The organism is Agromyces sp. GQ35 (assembly GCF_059758475.1).
On record NZ_JCAXEO010000001.1, the window covers coordinates 258,970 to 282,552 of the forward strand.

At 69.1% G+C, this 23,583-nt stretch carries 17 protein-coding genes; 3 read left to right on the plus strand and 14 right to left on the minus strand.

Annotated features, from left to right (window positions below; genetic code table 11):
* Positions 1-5: 5 nt before the first annotated feature.
* The 11 genes from AC6CH0_RS01290 to AC6CH0_RS01340 all read right to left on the minus strand — a co-directional run bounded on the left by AC6CH0_RS01290 (position 6) and on the right by AC6CH0_RS01340 (position 15,158).
* Positions 6-344: a hypothetical protein gene (locus AC6CH0_RS01290; protein ID WP_498097806.1), complete on the minus strand. Its 339-nt coding sequence runs from the start codon at positions 342-344 to the stop codon at positions 6-8.
* Positions 341-1,216: a T6SS immunity protein Tdi1 domain-containing protein gene (locus AC6CH0_RS01295; RefSeq protein ID WP_498097808.1), complete on the minus strand. Its 876-nt coding sequence runs from the start codon at positions 1,214-1,216 to the stop codon at positions 341-343. The genes AC6CH0_RS01290 and AC6CH0_RS01295 overlap by 4 nt, the downstream gene beginning before the upstream one ends.
* Positions 1,217-1,390: 174 nt before the next feature.
* Positions 1,391-1,744, minus strand: coding sequence for a hypothetical protein (locus AC6CH0_RS01300; RefSeq protein ID WP_498097810.1), 354 nt, complete (start codon positions 1,742-1,744; stop codon positions 1,391-1,393).
* A gap of 70 nt (positions 1,745-1,814) precedes the next feature.
* Positions 1,815-2,105, minus strand: coding sequence for a hypothetical protein (locus AC6CH0_RS01305; protein ID WP_498097812.1), 291 nt, complete (start codon positions 2,103-2,105; stop codon positions 1,815-1,817).
* A gap of 14 nt (positions 2,106-2,119) precedes the next feature.
* Positions 2,120-7,438: a toxin glutamine deamidase domain-containing protein gene (locus AC6CH0_RS01310; protein ID WP_498097814.1), complete on the minus strand. Its 5,319-nt coding sequence runs from the start codon at positions 7,436-7,438 to the stop codon at positions 2,120-2,122.
* A 7-nt stretch (positions 7,439-7,445) separates the two neighbouring features.
* Entirely contained in the window at positions 7,446-7,754 is a 309-nt protein-coding gene (locus AC6CH0_RS01315; protein WP_498097816.1) for a WXG100 family type VII secretion target, read from the minus strand.
* Positions 7,747-8,409, minus strand: a complete 663-nt coding sequence (locus AC6CH0_RS01320) for a WXG100 family type VII secretion target (protein ID WP_498097818.1) — start codon at positions 8,407-8,409, stop codon at positions 7,747-7,749. The genes AC6CH0_RS01315 and AC6CH0_RS01320 overlap by 8 nt, the downstream gene beginning before the upstream one ends.
* Positions 8,410-8,480: 71 nt before the next feature.
* Complete coding sequence (locus AC6CH0_RS01325) at positions 8,481-8,774, minus strand: WXG100 family type VII secretion target (protein WP_498097820.1); 294 nt, start codon at positions 8,772-8,774, stop codon at positions 8,481-8,483.
* Positions 8,775-8,968: 194 nt separating this feature from the next.
* Complete coding sequence (locus AC6CH0_RS01330) at positions 8,969-9,583, minus strand: FHA domain-containing protein (protein WP_498097822.1); 615 nt, start codon at positions 9,581-9,583, stop codon at positions 8,969-8,971.
* Between the two features lie 81 nt (positions 9,584-9,664).
* Complete coding sequence (locus tag AC6CH0_RS01335; protein WP_498097824.1) at positions 9,665-14,008, minus strand: type VII secretion EssC family protein; 4,344 nt, start codon at positions 14,006-14,008, stop codon at positions 9,665-9,667.
* Between the two features lie 46 nt (positions 14,009-14,054).
* Entirely contained in the window at positions 14,055-15,158 is a 1,104-nt protein-coding gene (locus AC6CH0_RS01340; RefSeq protein ID WP_498097826.1) for an Ig-like domain-containing protein, read from the minus strand.
* A 106-nt stretch (positions 15,159-15,264) separates the two neighbouring features.
* Here AC6CH0_RS01340 and AC6CH0_RS01345 point away from each other — a divergent pair, with 106 nt between their 5' ends.
* Positions 15,265-15,789 (plus strand): hypothetical protein, encoded by a 525-nt coding sequence (locus AC6CH0_RS01345; protein ID WP_498097828.1) that lies wholly within the window; start codon positions 15,265-15,267, stop codon positions 15,787-15,789.
* Positions 15,786-16,550 carry a hypothetical protein gene (locus AC6CH0_RS01350; protein ID WP_498097830.1) on the plus strand — a complete coding sequence of 255 codons (765 nt, stop codon included), beginning with the start codon at positions 15,786-15,788 and terminating at the stop codon, positions 16,548-16,550. Before AC6CH0_RS01345 ends, AC6CH0_RS01350 begins: the two co-directional genes overlap by 4 nt.
* 42 nt (positions 16,551-16,592) lie before the next feature.
* Here AC6CH0_RS01350 and AC6CH0_RS01355 read toward each other — a convergent pair whose 3' ends face one another.
* Together AC6CH0_RS01355 and AC6CH0_RS01360 are read right to left on the minus strand one after the other, a co-directional pair.
* Entirely contained in the window at positions 16,593-17,603 is a 1,011-nt protein-coding gene (locus AC6CH0_RS01355) for a hypothetical protein (RefSeq protein WP_498097832.1), read from the minus strand.
* Between the two features lie 93 nt (positions 17,604-17,696).
* Complete coding sequence (locus AC6CH0_RS01360) at positions 17,697-18,440, minus strand: hypothetical protein (RefSeq protein WP_498097834.1); 744 nt, start codon at positions 18,438-18,440, stop codon at positions 17,697-17,699.
* A gap of 142 nt (positions 18,441-18,582) precedes the next feature.
* Here AC6CH0_RS01360 and AC6CH0_RS01365 point away from each other — a divergent pair, with 142 nt between their 5' ends.
* The gene (locus AC6CH0_RS01365; RefSeq protein ID WP_498097836.1) at positions 18,583-19,551 is read left to right on the plus strand and encodes an acetylxylan esterase; all 969 of its coding nucleotides are present in this window, start codon (positions 18,583-18,585) and stop codon (positions 19,549-19,551) included.
* Between the two features lie 105 nt (positions 19,552-19,656).
* Here the strand turns inward: AC6CH0_RS01365 and rpoC are convergent, their stop codons facing one another.
* A complete protein-coding gene (gene rpoC, locus AC6CH0_RS01370) occupies positions 19,657-23,553 on the minus strand; it encodes a DNA-directed RNA polymerase subunit beta' (RefSeq protein WP_498097838.1) in 3,897 nt (1,298 codons plus the stop codon).
* Between the last annotated feature and the right edge of the window lie 30 nt (positions 23,554-23,583).

Consider the following 23,583-nt stretch of genomic DNA (forward strand, 5'->3'; position numbering starts at 1 on the left):
GAGGCTCAGCCGGCCGCCCAGCCGGGGAACCCTGCGCAGCCGTCGGTGAGGCGGATGAACCCGTCGGCCTTATCGGTCAGGATCGCGTACGACGTCGCAGCATCGCCCCCGCCGACCGCCTCGTCCATGCGGTCGAGGTTCCGCAGCGCGGTCGGCAGCCAATCGATGAATGCTCCCGCAGGGAGATCAGTGGGGTCTTCACTGAGGATCGCGCGCACATTGGCGATGGCAGCGCGCAGCTCGGGCAGATCTTGAGGCCGGAGAGTTGCCGAGATGCTCACGGCGACGAGCTCGGTCACGGGCTGCCGCAGACGTTCGCAGCGCTGCTCCAGGGCGGAGGTCACGACTGCGCCCCGCCGTCGCGTCGTTCGAACATGACGTGGGGCGTACGTTCTCCGGCCCGGAAGGCTGCGAGACCCGCGTCGAAGTCCATGGCCGAGGCGACGAAGAGCGCCGACTCGTCGGGCGCGACGTAGATCTTGCCGCCGCCGCGCACGGCGTGCACGGCGCAGATTCCGAGGCCATCGGGGAGGTCGATGATGTTCAGCTTCGGCGCCTCGGTCAGCTTCGCGAAGAGGCCACGGGCGACCTCGACGAGACGGTCGCGGTCGGCCGCGGAACCAGGAGCTGCGGTCGGTGCATCGTTCGTCGGAAGCGGAAGGGCCCCGCGAACCCGCGGCTGACCCGCGAGCTGCGTGATGAGCGCGAGGTGCTCGTAGAGCCCGCCGAGCTGCAGGTGAGCGGCGTCGTTCGGCCCGCCGAGCGCGAGCAACGGCACGAAGCCGAAGCACTGTTCGAACCCGGGGGCGCCGTCGCGGTCGCGCGCTGCAGGATAGGGCTGCCACTGCCAGACGGCGTCGCGATGACGAGCGTCTTCGATCAGCGCGACGAGGTCGTCGAACGAGACGCCCTGCGCCAGGTCGATCGCCCCGAACCGGAACTTGACCACGAAGTAGGAGCCCCCGGCGTGGAAGACGATGTCGCCGAGCGCCGTCGCGAACAGCACGGTCGAGCCGTCGGGCATGGCGAAGACGCCCTCGAGCATCTGCGCGGCGCGATCAGGGTCGACCGCGCGGAAGAAGCCGTCGTCACCGACGAAGCCCGCACCCTGGCTACGCCACAGGTCGACGACCTCGGAGGGGACCTGTCCGGCGAACCGGGCGATGGTCTCCTCGCTGATCGGCGCCACCTGGGTGAACGTGTTGAACGTGGTCATTCCGGTCCTTCCTCAGCAGGCTTCACACGACGCGCGCCACGCGGCGAAGGCTTCCACGACACCACACCTCGCGCCGCGGGGCGATGGGGAGCGCTCCCCATCCTGTCGCACGCGGGCGTCGCGCGTCGAACCGGGCGGGCTGCGGATGGGTCGACGACTTCGGGAATCTCGGGATCACGCGGCCTGGCTCGGATGCGGCGGCATCTCCACCCCGCGGCCGTTGAACGGCTCGACCAGCACCTGGTACTGCTCAGGTGCGAGCTTGCCGCGCTTGAGGATGGCGCGAGCCGTCGTCGAGATCGCCGCTCGCGCATCGGAATGCAGCCCCATGTGGACGGCATCCAGTTCGGCAGCGCGCGGAAGCAGGGCGCTGCGAATCTTGTGGTCGAGTTCGGAGTTCTCAGCTGCCGACGGGACCGCGGCTCGGCTCGCCTCCTTGCCGCCTTGACGTCGCAGTGCGACTAGGCGACCGAACGCTTCGGCCAGCGATTCCGGCGGTAGAACGGTCGCCTGTTCGACGAACGTCACGGTCGCTGCTTCGAGCACGACTCCTCCAAATCCACGATGACCGGAACCCGATTCACGATGGTCGGTGCACTCAGCTCGCCGGAGCCGCAACCGGCGTCATCGCGTTGACCTTCTTGACGTGCAGGTTGCGCAATCCCTCGTGGACCTCACCTGTCTGCTTGTCGATGAAGAGCACGCGGTTGTCCCACCGCGCGAACGCCTCCTGCCCATCGACCAGGAACTCCCGAGCACCCCACACGGGCAGGTAATCGGAAGCGTCCTCGTACCACTCGGGCGCGATGTACAGCTCGCCCGAGACCGCAGGCGGATGCGAAGCGAAGTACCGTTCGAGCAGGGATCGTGCCTCTTGGATCGTCACCATGTTCCCAGTCTCTCTCACTTCGCCTGAGGGGTGGCGACCGGACCGGTGGGCTCCTGATCGTTCTCAGGAGTCTCCGCAGCAACCACATTCGCACCCGCATCTGCCGGCACCGCATCCTCTGGCGGATTGACTTGGAGTTCGAACCTCTTCAGCCCCTCGGTCAGGTATTGGTTCTGGTTGTACAGGGCCTGCCACTCGCCGAGCGCTCGTGCGCGGTCGGCGTCGCTCGCCGCGGGATCCTCGTAGATCTTCCGGCACTCCTCGATCAGTTCGATATTGCGCTCCCGCCAGCGCAGATTCGCTGCCCGTTCGCGATCGATCATCACCACTGGACGATCTGGCATCGCGGGGTTGTGCCCCCAGTCCAGCAACAACTGCAACTCGGCATCAGTGCGCGGCTTCGACGTCTTGATCACCTCGGATGTCGGCACCAGGTCATCGACCCGCATCACGAGGAGGTCCTTCCACGGCAGCGAGTCGCGTTCGTTGAAGAACATGCCGTCGAGGTGAGCGGATGCGTCGGTGTTGTTCACCTGCCCGTCGACCAGCCTGACTCCGTCGGCCTCCTTCACGAATGAGAAGATGTGCCCGCCACCATCGCGCCAGTAGCCGGTGATGAATCCGCGAGCACCGACAGGCCAGGAACTGGTCATGTCGTTCAACGCCTGCGTCGCCGTGTCACCCTCGAAGTCGCTGAGGTTGTCGAAGTCGCGGGCACTGCCATCCGCTTGCACCCAGTCCGCGGAGATCGCAAACGGGAATCGCCCTTCGAACCTGTCGGCATGCGTACCGGCTGCCTGATCGTAGATCGAGGCGAGCACCGTTGGACTGGCCACCACGTCGTATCCACGAGCACGCAGTTCGAGCGCGTTGACGACGAAGTGGCAGTTGTTTCCGAAGCGCCCGCTGTCGGCCCAGAGCCCGACCTCGTTGACCAGCTGGATCGAAACGTTGAGGACTTCAGGCGCATCCAGCTGAGGGAAGTGCGCGTCGAGGATCGGGTGGTGCATCGTCGACGGCACCACAGCCTGGTCTGCAGGCTCCGCGTCTGGCGCCTCTGGTTCCGTGGCCGACGGATCGGATTCGGAGGCGCCGTCGGCGTCTTCCGGCTTCTCGTTCGAGGGTTCCGTCTCCGCGGGATTCGCTTCTGCGGACTCCGGGTTCGCTTCTGCGGACTCCGGGTTCGTCGTTGCCTGCTCGGGCACGGATGCGCCATCGGCACCGTCGGATGCGGAGTCGGCGTCTGTTGCGTCGGGATCCGATCCGGCGTTGTTCGGCGTCGACCCGTCGTGCGCACCGTCGGCATGCGCCGGAGTCCCCGGCGACGCAGCGGCACCAGACCTCGTCGGTCCTGCCGGTGTTGCCGTGCCGGGGCCCGTGGTCGCACTCGTGCTCGGCGCTGACGTCACCGGTGTGGCCGCGTTCAGCGTGGCCTGCGACGCCACGGCATTGGTCGCGACGTTCGTCGCGCCGAGCTCGACCTGCGGCTTGATGTGCGGGAGCAGCTTCGAGTCGATGGAGAGGGTAGCGTCTGCGACGTCGGCCCTCAGATCGTCGATGCGGCGGCCGCTCCACGCGGGGCCGAGCGAACTGTTGACATGGGAGTCGCCCGCGCCGTCGAAGCGGTCGGCCCGGCCTCCCGCACTCTGGTCGGGGCCGTGCAGTACCGCGGGCTTGGTGAACGGCACGCCCGCGGCCGACAGCGCCTTGGTCGCATTGCTCTGCTGAGTGAGTGCGACCCGGTTGTACGTGTCGTAGAAGGCGATGTTGTGTCGCCACTCGGCCACGGTCAGGTTGTTGAGCCCTTGCTGCTGCAGTCCGACCTGCCGCTGGAACTCGGCCCAGTCGTGGTTGTCCTTCGTGCGGTTGAACGGGTCGACCTCGATCGGTTCCGCGAGTGAGAACGAGCCGTCCTCGTTGCGCACGATCGGGGAATCCGGCTGCGCCGCGAGCGCATCGAGCTCCTGACGGATCTCGGGCGTCAGCTCGGGGATGTCGTAGCCGTTGTACGTGGTGCCGGCACCCTGCGATCCATCGGACGCATGGTCGGGGGCAACCGTCGCCTGACTCGTCCATTTCGGCCAGCGACGGCCGCGGTCGTCAGCGTCCGCGGTGGTTCCGTCACCGGTCGTTCCCTCGGGTGTTCCGCCGTCGGGCGTACCGCCGTCGACGCCGGTCGACGGCGTCGCGCCGTCGGGTGTCGTCGCATCTGGCGTCGCCCCATCCGGGGTCGCACCATCCGGCTTGGCGACGTCAGGACTGGCGACGTTCTCCGGGGTGATCGAGGCATCCCAGTTCGTGGCGTTCGGCTCGTTCGGCGGCCAGGGCGACATGTCGCCGGTCTGTGCGTCGAGCGTCCAGACCTGGTTGCCGTCGTAGAACGCGTTGAACCAGTGGCCATCGCCGCTCGACCGGTCGATGCCGACCACGCAGTGCGATCCGGGGCCCATCGCCGTGAGCGAATCGGCGATCTGCTGGGGCGTCATCGGCGTCTGCGGAAGGCCAGTGCGCGCCTCCATCTCGGGCACGTCGAGGGTGCCGGTGGGCGCCTCCGACGTCGGGTTGCCGTTGAGGAAGTCGTTGAGGATCGCCGAGGTGTTGCCGCAGTTCGTCGCGTATCCGTTGGCCGGGTTGTGCGGGTCGAAGTTGGGGTTGATCTCCGCCAGGGCCTTGCGGATGTCGGCTTCGCTGCGCGTCGACTGCTGCGGCGTGGCATCGGCGTCGGGGGTGCCGCCGTCGGTGCCGGAGCCGTTGTCGCCATTGCCTGCGGAGTCGGGCGTCGAGCCGTCGGGAGAGGATCCGTCCGCTCCCGAGCCGTTGGACGGGGCGGAGGGAGCCGAACCGTCGGGGTTCGCACCCGTCGGCGTGGCGCTGCCGGGCGCGGTCGGCGAGCTCGTGGCTCCCGGTGCGCCGAACGTCGGGCGCATCAGCAGGCCGGCCGCGGCAGCTGCTCCAGCGCCGGCCATGGCCGTGGCTGCCTCGGGCGAGAGGTCGCCGAGGTCTGCACCGTCGTCGGAGTCGGGCTCGGGTGTGGTGTCGGCCGACTCCTCAGGCGTGGCGCCGTCGGCATCTGCATCGTTCGTGCCTGCCTCGGAGCCATCGGCTTCGCTGCTCGACGTGTTCGTCGAGGTCGAGCTCGCGCCGCCGTGAGCGGCAGCACCGCCCTGCGGCGCGCCGTCGGCGTCGACCTCGGGCGTGCCGGCGTCAAGGGTACCGGCGTCGGGAGTACCCGCGTCAGGCGTACCCGCGTCAGGCGTACCAGCATCCGGAGTACCAGCATCCGGAGTACCCGCGTCAGGCGTACCAGCATCCGGAGTACCAGCATCCGGAGTACCCGCGTCAGGCGTACCAGCATCCGGAGTACCCGCGTCAGGCGTACCAGCATCCGGAGTACCCGCATCCGGAGTACCCGCGTCAGGCGTACCAGCATCCGGAGTACCAGCATCCGGGGTGCCCGCATCAGGCGTACCAGCATCAGGCGTACCAGCATCCGGAGTACCCGCGTCAGGCGTACCAGCATCAGGCGTGCCCGCATCCGGGGTGCCCGCGTCAGGCGTGCCAGCATCCGGCGTGCCCGCATCAGGCGTACCAGCATCCGGGGTGCCCGCGTCAGGCGTACCAGCATCCGGCGTGCCCGCATCAGGCGTACCAGCATCCGGCGTGCCCGCGTCAGGCGTACCAGCATCCGGCGTGCCCGCATCAGGCGTACCAGCATCCGGCGTGCTCGGAACGTCGGGCGAGCTCGGCGTCCCGGAATCGGGTGCCCCGCCATCGGCGGAGCCGCCGGGCGTTGGGCCGCCATCGCCGAGATCGATCGGCGAGCCGTCGCCGGACGCGTTCGATCCGGCGTCGCCCGCACCTGGCGTCGGGATGCCGGAGGAGTCGGTGTCGACGGCGGTGCCGCCGCTGCTGTTCGAGTTCGAAGACGGAGTGCCGGATCCGGGGGTCGGCGTGCCATCGGTCGACGGGTTGACACCGCTGTTCGTCGCGGACGACCCATTGGATGCTCCGGAGCCGTTGCCGAGCGCGGCATTGAGGCCGCGACCGCCGGCAGCGAGACTACCGCCCATCAGCGATCCCAGCACCATCGCCGAAATCGGGTTGAATTCGTTGCCGGTGATGCCGGACTCGACGGCGGAGCTCGCGAGGCCGTCGATGGCGCCCGCACCCGCCTCGCCCGAGATCTGGCGCACACCCGGGCGGAAGCCCGGACCGCCGCTGCCACCGAGGAGCCGCGAGGCCGGAGAGGCGGCCGCACCGCCGGCGAACGCCGAGATGAACGCCGTGCCGACGTCTTGCGGCTTGTAGTTCTTGTCGTCGGAACGCGCGCTGTTGACGATCGACGTCGAGATCGCGCTCGCGAGACCGGCCTGCAGGCCCTCCTTCGCCGCGCGAAGGCCACCGCGGACGAGGGCGCCCTTGATTCCGCGGATGCCCTTGAGGAAGTCTTTGAGCCGCTCGATGAGCTTCGCGATCTTGACGCACCAGCGCATGACGGTGGTTGCGACCTTGGCGGCCGTCGCGATGGCGCCGATACCCGCAGTGACGACGGTCAGCAGGCCGCCGATGGCGAGCTCGGCGGCGATCTCGATCGCCATCTGCTTGAGGAACCAGCCGAGCTCTTCACGCATCGCACGCAGCTGGGTGCGGAAGTCGGAGATCCAGTCCCGCATGCCCTCGGCGGACGTCACCATGCTCTGGAGGCCAGTGCTGAGGCCCTGCCGGCAGCTCAGCACCGACGCCGACTGCGGGAAGGTCATCGCGCCGACGTTGGTCATGCTCGAGGAGACCTGGCTGCGAGCACTGCGGATGCTCTGCGCGAACTCTCCCCAGGCTTCCGAGGCGTTCTGCAGCTTGTCTTCGTCGCCCGTGGGAATCACGACACCGATCTGCTGCAGACCCCACTCGAGGAACTCCTGGAACTCGCCGAGCGCTCCGGGCCAGCCTGCGCCCAACGCACTGGGCGGGTTGGCGGTGCTGTGATCGATGCGGGCATCTTCGGACGCGGGAGACGCCGAGGCCGGGTCGAGACCGGCACCGGGCTTCTGTGCGCCGTCGTACGCGCGAGCGGTGTTGTTGAGCGCGGCATCGAGAATGCGCAGGCCGTTGGAGAAGGAGCGCACGCCATCGATCGACGGCCCCGCGAGCGCGTCGTAGCCCTCGCCGCCCTGGCAGAACTCCTCGGCGGCGTTGTCGTCGCCGGCCATGCCCCCGCTGCTCCCGAGGCTGCTCGTCAGCACGCTGATGGCGGTGTCGAGTGACTTGGCGATGCCGAAGAGCTCTTGGCCGTCTTGCACGAGGCGTGCAGGATCGAGTTTCACGGTGTCCGACATGAGGTCCCTATCCGAGTTCTGCTTCGATGCTGGACCACGAGGTCGTCAGCTGCTCGATCGTCTTCGAGTACGAGTTGTGCGAGGTCTCCACTTGCGCGCGAAGCGATTCCGCCGCGCCCTCGAGGGTGGTGGCTCCGACCGACCAGGCCTCGAAGGATCCGAGGAACGCCTGCATCGCCGGGCCCTGCCACTCGTTGGGGAGCATGTACGCGAATCCGCTCGCGCCCTGCTTCAGCGCCGAGCAGTACGCGACGAGTTCACTCATCGTCTGCATCAGCGCCTGCAGTTCCGAGACGTCCGCCTGCTGTTCAGCCACGATCTTCTCCATCGGTCTCGGTGCCGGCGTCGCCGGTCGGAGTTCCCGTGTCGCCGGACTCGGAGAACGCCTGAAGCGGTTCTGCGGCAACCGCAGGTTCGCCGTCGGCGCCGAGTCGGAACACGCCCGTGCCGATCGAGTCGTCATCGCCGTCGCCGTCGGTATCGCCCGAACCGCCGCCGGTCGCCTGCCCGCCCGACTTCCGCGGTCCGAGCATGCCCCCGCCGAACTGCTCCACCTCGTTGTCACCGGCGTAGTCGCGACCGAAGAACTCGGCCATGTCTTCGGCCTTCTCTTCGCCCGAAGCGACTCGCGCACCGAGGCCTCCGGATGCGTTCTTCACGGCGACGAGGCCCTGACGTCCACCCTTGAAGCTGCCGCCGATGCCCGATTCCGTGCGGGTGTACGAGCTGTCGGCCGTGATCAGTCCCTGTTGCAGGCCGGTGAGCGCGAGCCGCACCTGTCCGGAGAGCGCGACGAACGAGGCCCAGTTCTCACCGAACTTGTCGGCGTCTTCACCGACCCAGGTCGCATCGACGGTTCTCCCGACGGTGCTGTCGACCGCCGCCACATTCGCGTCGAACGCGACGATGACGTTGCCGATGAGCGCGGCCACCTCGCTGAGCGAATCGGCGCGTACCTTGAAATAGACCATGCGAGCTCCTGAGGGGTGAACGACTCAAGCGCCGACGCGGAGATCGCGTCGGCACCTGAGAAAAGGGTTCGTCAGCCGTTGAAGGTGCCGGCGATCGCGTTCTCGCTGTCTTCGTACGACAGCGCGGCCTGGTTGAGCAGGTCGCTGATGCCCTGGAGCGACTCCTTCAGCTGGAGACCGGCCTGGTCCCACTGGGAGTACAGCTCGTTGAAGCTCTGCGACGCCGTGCCGGCCCAGTCGCCTGAGATCAGGCCCTCGACGAGCGACTTCAGGTTCGACAGCTGCGACTCGATCGACTGCGAGCCGCTCGAGAGCTGCCCGGCGACGCCGGCCAGCGAGTCAGAAGTGACGCGGATTTCCGCCATGGTTTCCTCCGTGGGATCAACAGGAACGTTCAGGTTCATGCATCGGGCCGCGGCATCCGCTTCTGGAACACCTTCGACCCGACACCCTGTACGTTACCCGTCGATCGGCGAACAGCCCATGGGGAGCACTCCCCATGCCGTGGCGGAGCGCCTTTCGGCGTCGCTTCGACGGCACGGATGCCCCGGGGCGACGCTCAGGCCGCGTGGATCACGAAGTTGACGTCGCCGACCCAGACCGTGTCGCCCGGCACGACCTCGACCTTGGTGCCGCCGCTCTCGAGCGGCACGAGCACGCCGTCGCGCTGGACACCGGAGCCGTTGCTCGATCCGGCATCGCCGACGACCATCACACCCTCGTTGAGCTCGAGGAAGAGGTGCACGCGTGACATCGATCGGGTGTCGTCTTCGACCTCGATCGCCTGCGCCCCCGTGGCCTGCGCCGTCTGCGCCGGCTTGCGTCCGATCACGGCGTTGCCGGCGACCCGGACGCGTTGCCCGGTGGAGAAGACCAGTTCGGCACGGTTCAGTCGCGGCCTGACCTCGGCGGGTGCTGCCTTGGGCGCGGGGGCCTCAGGCTGGGCTGTGCCCCGCTGCTGCCACGGCAACGTGCCCGGCAGCGGCACGGGGTCGACGGACGATGGAGCTCGGGGTGCCGCCTGCTGCGGTGCTGCGGCGGGTGCGGCGCCGGGCGAGAACTGCGCCGGCACCGGCGGTTTCGCGGCCTGCGGAATGAGCTGCCCGCATTCGAGGCAGAACATGCTGTTGGGCTGCAGGGTCGCATCGCAGTAGACGCAACGCGTGGAGGCCACGGCGAACTTCCCTTCGTCGAAGATCGGGGCATCCGTTCCCCGTTCCGGCATCCAGTGTACGGCGGCGCGCGACCGCCTCGGTCACTGGCGGATGTCGGGCACCCGCACCGGCAGCCATCCTGCAGGGGTCGTGAAGACTCCCCCGCCGGCGGAGCCGCGGCCGAGCATGAACTTGGGAATCGGGCTGCCGATCGCCTGGGTGCCCATAACGGCAGACTCCGGGCGCAGCACGAGCGCCCGGCGGGCCTTCTTCGCCTCGACGAAGGGGCCGCCGAAGAGGGTCGAGACCGACTCGGCGTCGGCCGCGACCATGAAGACGGCGCGGTGCTTGACTCCCGCGAGCGCGTGCTCGATGGGCGCGTTCTTCCACTGCTCGGCGTCGTCGACCACGATGGTGACCCGCTCGCCGAGCGCGTCGAGGATCTCGTCGAGCTGGGCGGGGCTCGTGTCGCCTGCCGTCACGACCGGCACCGAATGCCCGGCCGCCACCTCGGTGAGCACCGAGGCGCGCGCCGACACCACGAGCAACGGCTCCTTGCGCCAGGCGAGCTGGTGCAGAAGCGCCGCGAGCGTCGAGGAGCGCCCGGACTTGCGCCCGCCGGTGACGATGAAGCCGCCCTCGGCGGGCCAGTCGAGCGTGAATCGCGAGAGGTGGTCGCCACCGACTGCTGCGACCGGGCCTTCGGCCGGACCGGACTCGCCCAGGGGCAGTTCGTACGCCGCGGTGAGTGCCATGTAGTTCGGCAGCGGGTCGACGCGGAACGGCTGGGAGAGTTCGGCGAGCTGCGGGAACTGGTCGAAGTGGTCGCGCACGTGTTCGACCACCCGGCGCAGCGCCGTCGTCTGCGCTTCGCCGCTCGTCTCGCGAGCGAGCACCGCGAGCTGCGCCTCGGTGCCGGCCGCGCCGAACAGAACTCGTCCGGGCGGCAGGTCGAGGGGAATGTCCTTCGCCATGATGCCGGCGGTGCGGTAGTCGCTGATGTCGCGCAGCGGCAGCACGTACTGCTCATCGATGAACGAACTCACCTTGTCGCCGGAGATCGAGCGGTCGCCGGTGATCAGCACGCGAACGCCCACCGCGGGGCCCTCGCGCAGCACACGCATGAACTGGTCTCTGAAGGAGATGAGCTGATCGGCGTTCATCGTCGACAGCATCCGCTCCCAGCCGTCGAGGGCGATGATCGCGTACGGCAGGGCATCGGCCGGGTCGGCCTGGGCGCGCTGCTCGTTGATGTGGCCGACGCCCGCCGCCGAGAGGATCGACTGGCGGCTCGTGAGCTCTTCGAGCAGCCGCTGCACGAGACGGGGCAGGCGGTCGGCATCGAGCTGCGTCACGACCGCGCCGCAGTGCGGGGCATCCGCCATCGGCAGCAGGGCGCCGTTGCCGAAGTCGATCACGTAGAGGTGCAGGTCGGCGGGCGAGAACTGCTGCACCGTCTGGGCGAGCATCGTGCGCAATGCCGTCGTGCGCCCCGACATCGAGCCGCCGATGAAGAGCACGTGGGAGCCGTTCGCCACGTCCCACGTGAGGCTGCGCTGCGACTGCTCGCCCGGCACGTCTTCGAGTCCGAGCACGAGCGAGGTGCGCGCCACCTGCTGGTCGGCGAACCGTTCGAGCGGCAGCACCGCCGGAAGCGGCAGAAGCCACGGCGACGGATTCTTCGCGATGCCCATTTGCTGGGTGGCGAGGGTGATCACGTCGACGAGCGCACGAAGGTCGGTGTCGTCGTGATCGGTGTTGCCCGCGTGCGTCGGCGCGCTGCTCGGGTACCGCGCCGGGAAGCCGAGCGACTCCCACTCCAGCGGTGCCTTCGGCGGCAGCGACTTGACCGCACGCTGCACACCCGGCCGAATACCGGCGACACGGGCCGTCTGGAACCCGGCGGGCGCAGCTGAGGGGCCGAGCCGAACGAAACCGCGGCCAGGCGTCGACGAACTGATCAACGCTGCCTCGCCGGAACCGAGGATGTCGGAGGAGTCGGACCGGTCGGTCACTCGAAGCGCGACGCGCAGGCTGATGTTCGACTGCATCTCGGGCGTGACGACGCCCGAGGGGCGCTGGGTCGCGAGCACGAGGTTGACGCCGAGCGATCGGCCGACCCGGGCGATGCGCACCAGCCCGTCGATGAACTCTGGCAACTCGGTCTTCAGCTCGGCGAACTCGTCGATGACGATCATGAGCCGGGCCAGTCCGCGTTTGGCCGCGGTGTCGGCGTCTTTCGCCCACGCGCCCTCGACGTCTTTCGCGTTCATGTCCCGCAGCACGCGTTCGCGGCGCTTGAGTTCGGCGTCGAGCGACGCCAGCGCGCGTTCCGTCTCGCGCGCATCGAGGTTCGTGACCATGCCGACCGTGTGGGGCAGGCGCTCGCAGTCCGCGAACGCCGAACCGCCCTTGTAGTCGACGAGCACGAAGTTCAGCGCATCGGGGCGGTTCGCCATCGCGAGGCTCACCACGAGCGCCTGCAGGAACTCCGACTTTCCCGAACCCGTCGTGCCGGCGACGAGCGCGTGCGGGCCGTCGCGTGAGATGTCGAGCGCGAACTCGCCATCGGCGTTGGCGCCGACGACCACGAAGGTGTTGCGCGGCTGCTTCGTCCACCGCTTGACGATGGGGGCGGGATCGTCGAGATCGATCTTCAGCAGGTCGACCATGCGCACGCTGGTCGGAAGCATGGCGTCGTCACCCACGCCGCTCACGTGCTGGATGGAGCAGAGGCTGCGTGCGATGCGCTCGGCTCCCTCGAGCGAGACGCCGTCGAGCAGCACCGTCGGGAAGTACTCCTTGCCGGTCTCGAAGCGCCCGATGGAGGGGTCGCTCGGGTCGACGACCACGACGCTCGCCGCCTCCTCGGGCAGTCGAGCGCGCTCGGAGTCGAGCGCGATGATGTGGATGCCGTGCGCGGCTCCGTGCTCGAGCAGGGGCACCATGCCGGGCAGCATGCGGTACTCGCGCACCCCGTCGACGACGATCACGATATCGGTGGGCACGATCGCGCCGCGCTGACCCGACATGCGCATCCGGGTCTCGAGCGTGACAGCGGCCTCACGGAGCCGCTCACGTCGGCTGTCGTCGGTGTTGCCGATGGTCGCGGCGAGCGTGCCGCCCGCCTGCACGTGCGGCAGCCACTGCGTCCAGCTCCACTCCGCGTCGGCGGCGGCGTCGCAGATCACGATGAGCTCCGCGTCACGCGGTGAGCGCATCGTGGCGAAGGAGGTGATCATCGCACGGGCCAGGTTGCGCACCGCGTCGGCGGGGCCGGCGATACCGACGACACCGGCGCGGAGGTCGGCCGCGACCGGCTCCGGCGTGACGCCGACCCGGGCCGGCGCCGAACGATCCTTGCCGCCGCCCTCGAAGCGCACGTCGAGGGTGACCTCGGTCGCGCCCACGCGCAACTGGAGGGCATCGGCATCGCTCTTGCGTCGCTCCCAGAGGCGCGACAACGGCCGCAGCGCGATATCGGCGATGACGACGGGGTCGGGCATGCGATACCAGCCCTCGAGTCGCTGCACGCGCGCGAGCTCGACGATGCGACGCTCAGCGGCCTTGACGTCCTCGATCCACTGCTTCTCGGTCTTCAAGCCTTTCTTCTTCGCGAGCTTGCGGTTCGCGATGAATGAGCCGACGACCATGATCGGGCTCGCGGCCGCCATCAGCAGCATGATGGGCCGCTGGAACACCACGGCCATCGTGACGCCCAGCACGACCGGGATGATCGCGGAGAGCCACGGCATCGGCGACTGATCGGGGTCTTCGGGCTTGTCACCCGGCAGTTGCACGACCGGCTGCGCCTTCGTGGGCTGGATGCGCGACGGCCGGTTGAACCCGCGGCCGCCGAGGGCGTCGCGCGTGAGGTCGGCGTCGGAGCCCGGCGCCATGCCGATGCGGAACATGCTGCTGCCCAGCTGGAAGAGATCCGCCGGAACGAGGGCGACCTCAGTGTCGACCGGTTCGCCGTTCACCCAGATCTGCGCACCGTCGACGGCAGGCGCGAGGGTCGCGGCGAGGGGCGCCGGCCGTCCGCCGTCGAGCGCTTCAGCGGCGTTCAGGGTGAGGACGGCGTGTTGCGGTGCGAGGGCCGGGTCGGCGATTCTGAGCCCTCCGGATGCCGCGCTGCCGATCGTGACCGTCGCGCCACGGGCGATCGGCAGGCTCTCGCCGGCGAACGGCCCTCCGACGACTTCGAGTCGCAGCGTGCCGGGCGCCAGCAACGTCGACGCGGCGGAGGCGGGAACGGTCGAGCCGGAGAGGAGTGCCGACTCTGCGAGCGGGGTCGCTGTTCCGGCTCGGGGGTCGAGCACGCTGGGCACCACGCCGAGCGACTCGGCGACCTCGCCGACCGTCGTGGCCTCATCGACCTTCAGGAGCCACGATGCCGGCTTGCCCGCCGCGACCGGCTCGCCGATCGTCAGTCGAACGCTCATGCTGCACACCTCTCTGTCGCGGTCGGCTCTGTCGTGATCGCCGCCCTCATCGCGCACCTGCTCGGTCGAGCGTCGCGATGAGCGGCCCGAAGACCCCTTCGCGGCCGCCTGTTCCGTCATTCTCGACCGGCACACGCGGCACGATCTTCGACGGTACGCCATCGTCTGCCGTGACGACCGAAGCCGGCACGAGCGTCGGCTCGAGCGGTGCGTCGGCGACGAGGGTCACGGAACCGGTCGCCTGCTCGCCGTCGGCGGAGACCACGTGGTAGCTGAACTGATCGGCGGCGGCCCCCGAGGGCGCGTACGTCGCCGTGCCGTCGGGTGCGCACACCACGGTGCCGTGCACCGCCGACCCGCACCCGATGAGGCGCACGTCGTCGTCGCCCTCGCCGAACCTGTGGGCCAGCGGCGCGAGATCGATGCTCTGCGGGCCGTCGCCGAGGCCGATGACCACGCTCGTGGCGACGAGCACGGCACGCGGCGTGTACACGGGGACGGTGATCGTGGCGTCGGCCGACCAGGTGCCGAAGTCGTCGGCGTAGCGCACGCGGATCTCGGCATCACCGGAGAACTGCGCAGCCGGTCGGAACACGAGGTGGGTGCCGTTCGATGCGGCCGTGCCCGCCGCAGTCGGGGTCACCCCGACCACGTCGAATGCGCCGCCGTTCGTGCACACCGGGCACGCGATGCCGAGGTCGCTGAACGGCAGCATCACCGTCGAACCGGCAGCGACCGGGAAGCCGTACTCAGCCTCGGCCACGGTCGGCGCCTCGGGCGGGCCGAGCGACACCGAATAGCCGACGAGGATCGAGGTGCGGCCGTTCGTCAGGGGCACGGGAACGATCACGGCAGGGGCGGCCGGATCGTAGCTCGGGGCGCTCAACGCGATCTGCGTGGCGTCGCATGCCACCACGAGCGGGGTGGCTGCGCTCGGTCCTGCGCAGTCGGTGATCTGCCAGCCGTCGCCGGGCTTGATCGTCGCGGTGCCGAGGTAGGGCACGACGATCGCGGTCGGGCCCGATGCCGATGCGGATGCCTCGGTGCCGCCGTCGCCCTCTGCATATGCCGCTGCGCCGGGCAGGACGAGCGCCGCGCACACGAGCGCGAGCGTGGCCGTCACGGCTCGGCGGCCGATCGCTCTGCCCACTGCTCTCCTGTCGTCGCGCACGAATCGTGCCCCGGCGTTCGGGATACCATGGTACGCGGTCGGCTCGAGCCGGCCGTTTCGTTGGGCACCCGCCAAGGAGGATCCGTTGCAGCACACCTCCCTCGGCAGTGCGCCCGGCCAGACTGCCCTGCCTCCCGGCGCGCGCACCCGGCCCCTCGGCACCGCCGGTTCGGTGCTCCCCGAGTTGGCAGAGGCGCCTGCGCGCGAACGCAAGTGGTGGCGTCATCCGGCGTTCATGGTCTCGATCGGCCTCACGTTCGTCGCCCTCGCGAGCGCGGTCACGTGGTTCATCATCTCGGCATTGAACGATGATTCCGTCGCGGTGACCGGACTCGCGCTCAGCGTCGATGGCGGCAACGCCCACCTCGACTGGAGCGGACCCGACGCGGCCTACAGCGTCTACGCCGTTCACGGCGACGGCGAGATGACCGACCTCACTCAGTGGGTGCGCGGTACGGAGGCATGGCTGCCCGCCGCAGCCGGTCTCTACGAGAACGACACCTGCTTCGTCGTGCGTCCCACCGCGACGAGCGACGAAGTCTCGCTCGACGCCGAGACTCTCGGTACGCAGCGCGCCCAGAGCGCGTGCATCGCCGACGCCGGGTCGTGAATCGCACCGCCGCGCTCCCGTTGCTCGCTGCCGTACTGGCACTTGCGGGGTGCAGCGCGGCGGCTCCCGAGATGCCGCCGCCCCCGTCCCACCTCGCCCTCGGCGACCTCGACCCCTCGACGATCGACGGCAACGGGCTCTGGCTCCTGACCGGACCCGACGCCGCGGCCGAGATCGTCGATGCCGTGACCGTCGCCGGAACCGTCGCGTACACGGGCACCTTCACCGAACTGACCGCGGCCTCCCCCGAGGCCGACCCGGTACCCGGCCGCACACTCGGCGTCGACTACCGGGGCCGCCCCGGCAACTTCACGGCGACGGTGAGTGCCGGCACCACGAGCGTCGAGGTCGTGGCCGTCGACGGCCGCACCTATCTCCGCGGCAACGCCGCCGCTGCCGCCCAGTACGGCATTCCCGAGCTCGAGCAGGGGTTCGTGTGCGCCGCGGCGGGCGAGAGCCTCGCCGAGCAGTGGGCACCGCTGCTTCGGCCCGCCGACCTGGTGGCCTCGTTCCTCGAGTCGAGCGACTCCGTGAGCGTGCAGTCGCCGAGCCCCGATGCCGAGCTCGTCGAGGTCGTCATCGGCGGCCAGAACGCGCCGGCAGGAGTCATGCAGGTGCAACGCGTCGGAGCTCCGCTGCCCATGAGCGTGACCGCCGGGGATTCGACCGGCGACGGCTCGTTCACGTTCAGCGGTTGGGGCGAGGCGATCGACCTCACCGCACCGACTGAAGTGGTTCGCGACTGCACGTCGGTCGGATAGACCGCACGCGACCGCGATGCCGGCCGGGAGCAGGGCGGACGCTCAGTACCGCTGCGACTGCGGCCCGGCGGCCAGTTCGCGATCGTAGGCCTCGAGGGCGAGTCGGTTGCGCTCGGTGACCGTGCGGCCCCGTGCGGCGATCCAGCCACCGAACCAGATCGGGATCTCCCGGGCGATGACGGCGGCGACGATCGCGAACGGGTCGAGCCAGCGCTCGGCGATGAACTCGTTCGCCTGGTCGAGCGTGAGCGTCCAGGCCTGCACGGCGAGGAGTGATCCGCCGATGTAGGCGAAGTAGACGAGCACGCCGACGAACAGGCCGAAGACCGCGTAGGTCCACCAGGCACCGCGGTTGATGATCGCGGCGAGGAGGGCGAACCCGAGGAAGAAGGCGACGACCGGCACCCAGAAGATCGGCTGCACGACGAAGTCGACGATGCCCACTGCCTCGCCTGCGGGAGCGCCGTAGCCGAGATAGAGCAGGTAGGCGATGCCTCCGAAGAGCAGCCCGAACACCACGGTGCCGATGAGCGCGACGAGCACGCCAAAACCGCGGTTGCCCTTGGTCTTCGGCGGGGTCGGCGCCTGCACGTAGATCGTCTGCGGGCCGGCCTGCTGGCCGCTGAAGACCGGCTCGGGACGGTCGTCGGCGAGCGTTGCCGCTCCGGCAGCGGTGCCGGACGCGACGGTCGCGGCCGGCACGTAGGTCTCGCGCCGAACGGTGTCGGCGGGCACGGGCTCGGGTGCGGTGTCGGCGTCGTCGATGCCGTTGACCTCGGATGCCGGTGCATGGGCGTTCGCCCGCTCGACCGCCTCGTCGAGGCGCGAGGTCACGGCGAGGTCGTCGCTGCCGCCATCGGGCTCGACCGGGTCAGGCGCGACCGTGGTCGATGCTCCCGCGGGCTCGTCGTGGCTCGGCTCATCGACGGCCCCGGTCTCGGCCGAGGTGGAGGCCGGCGCCGGGTCGAGGTCGTCGATGCCGTCGCGGTCGTCGACCGGGTCGGCGTGCTCGTCGCGACGCTCCGGGTCGCTTCCGGGAGTCGTGCTGCTCATGATCGCGCTCCTTCCGGGCACCCCTCGTACCCGCGGTTGGCCAACTGTAGCAATGACGTGGCCGGGAACCCGGGAGCGCGCGCGGCGCTTCGCTCAGCCGAAGATCGCCGTGACGATGTCGTGCGTGTACCCGTCGGGTCCGGCGTTCACCCAGTGCGTCGCGATCCAGACGTCGTCGCGGAAGAAGTGCGATTCGCCCGACTGTCCATCGGCGCTCGGTGTCGTCTCGATCACGCATCGCGTGCCGTCGAGTTCTTCGTAGCAGGCGAACCCGCTCGCGCCGAAGTGTGCGAGCATCTCCGCGCTCTCCGCTTCGGTCACGGCCGCCACATTCGTGGTGAGCCCACGGTCGGAGCCGCCGTTCGGGGTCGCCCAGGTGCAGGTGACGACGGCGTTCGACGTGAGCAACGCGGCCGCGGCCGCATCGTCGGAGCCGAGGTGGACGCCGCTGTCGGGTTCGAGGGTCCATGCCGGGTTCAGCACGAGCGGCGCGAAATCGGTCGACCAATCCCTCGTGTAGATCTGGGCGCAGTCGGTCGGGATCCCGTGAGTCGCTGCCGTGGCGGGCGGCGGCGTCTGCGTCGTCTCGGGCGGGGTCGTCGACTCGCCCGTTCCGGCCGACGGCGACGCGGCCGCGCCGGCGCCGGCGTCGGCGGCACCGCCGATCACCGTGCCGACGAGCACCGCGACCACCACGAGGAGTGCCGCCGCGACGACGACGAGCCAGAACTGCGGGCGCTTGAGAAGCGAGCGACGCGCCCCGGACTCACTCGGCGGTGGTGCAGCCGCACCGGCCGCGGGCTCGGGCTGTCGCGGCAACGGGTGCTGCTCGGTCATCGCGAGTCCTTCGGGTCGGCCGCATCGGTGTTCCGTGCGAGCGTAGCGCCTGTCCGTCATGTGTGTCACGGCCCCGCTGCCGCTCCGCCCGGCCGCGCTACGCTGTCGATCGATCCCCGCATCCAGCCCCTGGAAGGACACCGTGCCCCGCTTCGACCGACCCTTCGCGGAACTCCGCGACTACCGACCCGAAGTGGCCGAGCCCGCGGACTTCGACGAGTTCTGGGCGTCGACGCTCGCCGAGTCCCGTCGCCGCTCCAAGCCGCCGACCCTGAACCGCCTGGCATCTCCGCTGACCTCCGTCGAGGTCTACGACGTCACGTTCTCAGGCTTCGCGGGCGATCCGGTACGCGGCTGGCTCGTGCTGCCCACCGGTTCGACCGGCCCGCTTCCCGCGGTCGTCGAATACATCGGCTACGGGGGCGGCCGGGGCCTGCCGCACGAGCGGCTCGCCTGGGCCGCATCGGGGTACGCGCACTTCTCGATGGACACGCGCGGTCAGGGCAGCGCATGGGGCACCGGCGGCGGCACCGCCGACCCGCACGGCGCCGGCCCATCGACGCCCGGGTTCATGACCCGGGGCATCGAGGATCCTGCCGCGTACTACTACCGGCGGGTCTACACCGACGCCGTGCTCGCGATCGACGCCGTGCGCTCGCTCGAGCAGGTCGACGGCACGCGCGTCGCCGTGTGCGGCGGCAGCCAGGGCGGCGGCATCGCGATCGCCGCAGCGGGACTCGGCGAGGGCCTCGTGGGGGCGATGCCCGACGTGCCGTTCCTCTGCCACTTCGAGCGAGCCGTCGGTCTCACGAATCGCGACCCGTACAACGAGATCGTGCGCTACCTCGCCGTGCACCGCGACGCAGCAGCGCAGACGTTCCGCACGCTCTCCTACTTCGACGGCGTCAACTTCGCGAAGCGCGCGAGCGCTCCGGCGTTGTTCTCGGTCGCCGGCATGGACCCGGTCTGCCCCCCCTCGACGGTCTACGCCGCCCGCAACCACTACGCCGCCGACGCCGACATCGTCGAGTACGAATTCAACGAGCACGAGGGAGGCCAGGGCGTGCACTGGCCACGCCAGGCGGAGTGGCTCGCGGCACGCATGGGGTGAGCGGATGCCGCGGCATCCGCTCACCCACCGGGCATGCCGACAGGATCGCTCCCAGACACGAAACAGGGCCCCGGATCGCTCCGGGGCCCTGTTGTCGTACGGCGACTAGCTGTAGTTGCCGGGAGTGAAGTCGTCGCTCGAGAACGCGTCGAAGTCGACGAAGCTCAGGTCGCCCTCGGTGAAGGCAGCGTCGTCGGTGAAGATGCGGTTCGGGTACCGCTCCGCCTTCGCCTCCTCAGTTGCCTCGACCGCGACGTTCCGGTACTTCTGCAGACCGGTGCCGGCGGGGATGAGCTTGCCGATGATGACGTTCTCCTTGAGCCCGACGAGCGGGTCGGACTTGCCCTCCATGGCGGCCTGCGTGAGCACGCGGGTCGTCTCCTGGAAGGACGCGGCCGACAGCCACGACTCGGTCGCGAGCGAGGCCTTGGTGATACCCATGACCTCCTGGCGGGCCGAGGCGGTCTTCTTGCCCTCGGTCAGCGTGGCGCGGTTGATGCCGTTGTACTTCAGGCGGTCGACGAGCTCACCGGGCAGCAGGTCGGTGTCGCCGTGGTCGACGACGGTGACCTTGCGCAGCATCTGGCGCACGATGACCTCGATGTGCTTGTCGTGGATCGGCACGCCCTGCGAACGGTAGACGTCCTGAACGCCGTTCACGAGGTGCTTCTGCACTTCGCGAACACCCTTGACCCGGAGGACTTCCTTCGGGTCGACGGTGCCGACGATCAGCTGCTGACCGAGCTCGACGTGCTGGCCGTCCTCGACCAGGAGGGTCGAACGCTTGAGCACGTTGTACGCGATCGGCTCGTCGCCGTTGTCTGGCGTGAGGATGACCTTGCGCTGCTTGTCGGTCTCGTCGATCGTGATGCGACCCGGGGCCTCGACGATCGGCGACGCACCCTTGGGGGTACGAGCCTCGAAGAGCTCCTGCACGCGGGGCAGACCCTGCGTGATGTCGTCGGCCGAAGCCGAACCACCGGTGTGGAAGGTACGCATCGTCAGCTGCGTGCCGGGCTCACCGATCGACTGCGCCGCAATGATGCCGACGGCCTCGCCGATGTCGACGAGCTTGCCGGTCGCGAGCGAACGGCCGTAGCACTTCGCGCAGACACCGACGGCCGACTCGCAGGTGAGCACGGAGCGCACCTTGATCGACTCGACGCTGGCGGCGATGAGCTCGTTGATGAGCACGTCGCCGACGTCGGAGCCGGCGTCGGCCACGACCTCGCCCTTGGCGTTCACCGCGTCGGCGGCGAGGCTGCGGGCGTAGACCGCGTTCTCGACGTTCGGGTCGCGCACGAGCGCCCCCGAAGCATCCGTCGTCGCGATCGGCAGTTCGAGGCCCTTGGTCGTGCCGCAGTCGTCTTCGCGGATGATCACATCTTGCGAGACGTCGACGAGACGACGCGTGAGGTAGCCCGAGTCGGCCGTACGGAGGGCCGTGTCGGCCAGACCCTTGCGGGCACCGTGCGTCGCGATGAAGTACTCGGCGACCGAGAGGCCCTCGCGGTAGCTCGAGATGATCGGGCGAGGGATGATCTCACCCTTCGGGTTGTTCACGAGGCCTCGCATACCGGCGATGTTGCGCACCTGCAGCCAGTTACCACGAGCACCCGACGTCACCATGCGGTTGATGGTGTTGTCGGTCGGGAAGTTCTCCTGCATGGCCTTGGCGACCTCGTCGGTGGCCTTGGTCCAGATCTGGATGAGCTCCTGGCGACGCTCGAGGTCGGTCGTGAGACCCTTCTCGAACTGGCCCTGGACCTTGGCGGCCTGCTTCTCGTAGCGCCCGACGATCTCCGCCTTGTTGGGCGGCGTCAGGATGTCGGAGAGAGCAACGGTCACGCCCGAACGGGTCGCCCACTTGAAGCCGGCGTCCTTGATGCGGTCGAGGGTCGCGGCGACCTCGGTCTTCGGGTAGCGCTCGGCGAGGTCATTGACGATCTCCGAGATCTGGGTCTTGCCCGCCTGCGCGTTCACGAAGGGGTAGTCGACCGGCAGCGCCTCGTTGAAGAGGGCACGCCCCAGAGTCGTCTCGAGCAGGTACGGCTTGCCCGGCACGAAGTTCTCGGGGGTCTCGCCCTCAGCGAAGTGCAGCCCCTCGAGGCGGATCTTCACCGTGGCGCCCAGGTCGAGCGCGAGCTCGCCCGGACGGTTCTGGTCGAACGCGAGGATGGCCTCGGCGATCGACGAGAATGCGCGACCCTCGCCTGCGGCGCCGGGCTTGCCGGTCGTCAGGTGGTGCAGGCCGATGATCATGTCCTGCGTGGGCAGGGTCACCGGACGGCCGTCGGACGGCTTCAGGATGTTGTTCGAGGCGAGCATCAGGATGCGGGCCTCGGCCTGCGCCTCCACCGAGAGGGGGAGGTGCACGGCCATCTGGTCGCCGTCGAAGTCCGCGTTGAACGCAGCACACACGAGCGGGTGGAGCTGGATCGCCTTGCCCTCGACGAGCTGCGGTTCGAAGGCCTGGATGCCGAGGCGGTGCAGCGTGGGTGCACGGTTCAGCAGAACCGGGCGCTCACGGATGATCTCCTCGAGCACGTCCCAGACCTGCGGGCGCGAACGCTCGACCATGCGCTTGGCGGCCTTGATGTTCTGAGCGTGGCTCAGGTCGATCAGGCGCTTGATCACGAACGGCTTGAAGAGCTCGAGCGCCATCTGCTTGGGCAGACCGCACTGGTGCAGCTTCAGCTGCGGGCCGACGACGATGACCGAGCGGCCCGAGTAGTCGACGCGCTTGCCGAGCAGGTTCTGGCGGAAACGACCCTGCTTGCCCTTGAGCATGTCGCTCAGGGACTTCAGGGCGCGGTTGCCGGTACCCGTGACCGGGCGGCCACGACGACCGTTGTCGAACAGCGCGTCAACGGCCTCCTGCAGCATCCGCTTCTCGTTGTTCACGATGATCTCGGGAGCACCGAGGTCGAGCAGGCGACGCAGGCGGTTGTTGCGGTTGATCACACGACGGTAGAGGTCGTTGAGGTCGGAGGTCGCGAAGCGGCCACCGTCGAGCTGCACCATCGGGCGAAGCTCGGGCGGGATCACCGGCACGACGTCGAGCACCATCGCGGCCGGCGAGTTGCCGGTCTGCAGGAAGGAGCTGACGACGCGCAGGCGCTTGATCGCGCGGATCTTCTTCTGGCCCTTGCCCTCGGAGATCTGCAGGCGCAGGTCGTCGGCCTCGGCGGCCAGGTCGAAGGCCTCGAGGCGCTTCTTGATGGCCTCGGCGCCCATGTAGGCGTCGAAGTACATGCCGAAGCGGTCTTGCAGCTCGTGGAAGACGGAGTCTTCGGGCTTCAGGTCGCCGACCTTGAGGGTGCGGAAGTCCTCCCACACGCGCTCGAGGTGCGCGATCTGCTCGTCTCCCGACTTGCGGACCTGCGTCATCTCCTTGTCGGCGGCGGCCTCTGCACGCTTCTTCTGGTCGCTCTTGGCGCCTTCGGCCTCGAGCGTCTCCAGCTCGGACTCCTTGCGCTTCATGAGCTCCGCGATGCGGGCGTCACGCTGGTCGCCGATGGTCTTGATCTCGAGCCGGAGCTCGTTCTCGAGGCCCGGCATGTCGGCGTGACGACCCTCGTCGTCGACGTCGATGACCATGTAGGCGGCGAAGTAGATGACCTTCTCGAGGTCTTTCGGCGCCATGTCGAGCAGGTAGCCGAGACGGCTGGGCACACCCTTGAAGTACCAGATGTGGGTGACCGGTGCGGCGAGCTCGATGTGGCCCATGCGCTCACGGCGCACGGAGGACTTGGTGACCTCCACGCCGCAGCGCTCGCACACGATGCCCTTGAAGCGCACCCGCTTGTACTTGCCGCAGGCGCACTCCCAGTCGCGGCTCGGGCCGAAGATCTGTTCGCCGAACAGACCGTCCTTCTCGGGCTTCAGGGTGCGGTAGTTGATGGTTTCGGGCTTCTTGACCTCACCGTAGGACCACTTGCGGATGTCCTCTGCGGTGGCCAGGCCGATGCGAAGCTCGTCAAAAGTCGTTGCGTCGAGCAATTTCTCTCCTTGGAAAGTCTCTGGAATCGT